This window comes from Pseudoalteromonas sp. S16_S37, from assembly GCF_014694405.1.
Taxonomy (GTDB): domain Bacteria; phylum Pseudomonadota; class Gammaproteobacteria; order Enterobacterales; family Alteromonadaceae; genus Pseudoalteromonas.
In genome coordinates this window covers 1-1879 of the sequence record NZ_JAAUWV010000131.1, presented here as the reverse complement: position 1 = coordinate 1879, position 1879 = coordinate 1, and the positions used below count along the sequence as shown (strand labels likewise).

The 1879-nt window shown below is 44.7% G+C and carries 5 protein-coding genes; all 5 read right to left on the bottom strand.

What is annotated here, in order from left to right; genetic code table 11:
* Positions 1-59 precede the first annotated feature (59 nt).
* Complete coding sequence (locus HC733_RS22135; RefSeq protein ID WP_190367139.1) at positions 60-284, bottom strand: TraR/DksA C4-type zinc finger protein; 225 nt, start codon at positions 282-284, stop codon at positions 60-62.
* A complete protein-coding gene (locus HC733_RS22130; protein WP_190367138.1) occupies positions 271-693 on the bottom strand; it encodes a 3TM-type holin in 423 nt (140 codons plus the stop codon). The genes HC733_RS22135 and HC733_RS22130 overlap by 14 nt, the downstream gene beginning before the upstream one ends.
* Positions 683-946: a hypothetical protein gene (locus tag HC733_RS22125; protein WP_190367137.1), complete on the bottom strand. Its 264-nt coding sequence runs from the start codon at positions 944-946 to the stop codon at positions 683-685. The genes HC733_RS22130 and HC733_RS22125 overlap by 11 nt, the downstream gene beginning before the upstream one ends.
* Positions 939-1526, bottom strand: a complete 588-nt coding sequence (locus tag HC733_RS22120) for a glycosyl hydrolase 108 family protein (RefSeq protein ID WP_190367136.1) — start codon at positions 1524-1526, stop codon at positions 939-941. Before HC733_RS22120 ends, HC733_RS22125 begins: the two co-directional genes overlap by 8 nt.
* 75 nt (positions 1527-1601) lie before the next feature.
* Positions 1602-1879 (bottom strand): hypothetical protein (locus HC733_RS22115; protein ID WP_238937668.1); only part of this gene is annotated, 278 nt, incomplete at its 5' end.

Sequence of the window (1879 nt, the reverse complement as noted above, 5' to 3'; positions counted from 1 at the left end):
GCCTACGACTACCACACCAGCGGCTAGCATTTGCTTCCACCACTCTAAGATAAATTCCATCACGGCTTCCTATAGTGCTTTGCAGCAAGCTCTTGTAACTCTTGGCAATCAACGCAGTACTTACAGCTATGTATGGCGTCTCGCCGCGCTTTGGGGATTTCAACTTCGCATTCTAGACAATGCATAAAATCCACATCTTGCCCCAAAAAGTGGGCCTTGTTTTTGTTGAGCGCGCGCTCTAAATCTTGCTCAGCAATGCGCTGTGCATCGTCAACGATGTCCATTAGGTTTACCTTTTACTTTGTCTACAACTTGACCCACAGCGGGGATGGCTTTTTCAACTGAGCGGCCAATAACATAGCCACCTAGTCCGAGTTTTAATAAATCCCATGCTTGCTCGCTTAAGCGATACTCAAGCCAGCCTAAGCAATCAGCAGTAATTAAAATTAAAAATGTGAGCATGGTGATTGGCCGCCAATTGCGCTGTAGCCAACTATGGCCTTGCGCTTCTGCGGTAATAATTTGGGTTTGAGCCGCTAATAATGCTTGCTGAGTTTGTAGCAACTTACTGTTGTAGCTGTTTTCGATTTGTATCAGCTCGTTGTTTAATTTTTGGCGCTCTTCATCTGATGTATGTAAATCGTCAATTAAGCCGCCAATAGTAGAGCCAAGGTTGAGCCAGTTAATAGCCATGACTTACCCCAAAGCGTTTTGCAACGCGTTTGCTTGTATATTGAAACGTGCGCACAGCATCAACACGTAAGCGTATGTCAATTTCTAAAACCGAATGCCAGCCTTCATTGAACATGCTTTGGTAGGTACCATCATGGCTGTGTAGCGGCACGTTATTAACATCAAACGGTTGCTCGTTTAAACGTGCTTGTACTTCCGCTTCAAGGCGCTTAATTCGGCCTTGTTCGCGCGACCACTCCCAGTTTTTACCCATGACTTACTCCCGCAATTGCGCGCTCAGTAATGTGCTCTAGGCGGTTGTACCAGCCGTTTAAATTAGGGGTTTGGGTTGTGTCATTCGCACAAATACGGGCGTATTTACGGGCGCGTTTTAAGCTTAAAGCAATGCATAACTGCATTGGCAAAACACCGTGGCAGGCTTTTAACGTAAGCGGGCCAAAGCGGCCATCAGGCTTAGCGCCAACATATCGCTGTACCAACATGGTCATACTCGACACACCGTGTTGTACTGCGCCATCAAGTAGCATTAAAGCAACACCCATATTTAGCTCGCTGCATTGCATGGGCCGCCAGTAATCGCGGTGATACAGGCGTACAGCCTGTGCAAGGGTTAGGTTTGCAATATCTAAATGGGGGTAGGCTCGCTGACTAATACCAAATTTAGTGAGTCCGCCACGGTCACTGGCTACATCATTTAAACCGCCGTCAGCATTTAAGCCGCCCTCTAAGTACAGAATTGGTAAAATGGCATCAGCAAATTGCAGCGAGTAAGTAGCAAGCGCGGTTTTAATCGCTGGCTTTTGTTTAAAGTAATTTAGATTGGGTAGTGTCATAAGGCACCCGTAGCATTTGGTTTGCTATAGAGTGCCTAAATCGTGATGGGATGAATTTTAAACTGGGTTAATAAATTAAAGTTTGATGCTAGATATAGGCTTATCACTGATAATGCCTGTATTATCTAAGTCAGCGATGTAATTAAATCCTACACCTAGTTCTACAGGCTTAATCCAAATATACTTTTCAGTTGTACCAAAAAACTCTCTAGATCCTGTTGCTAACAGCACTATATCATTGCGGCCCAATGACAACGAAAATTGGCCCTCCTTGTTTGTCGTCACAGTATCAAGCGGTGTGAGAGTTAACTGTTCAACCAATAAACTTTGCATAGAGCACTTATCAATTAACT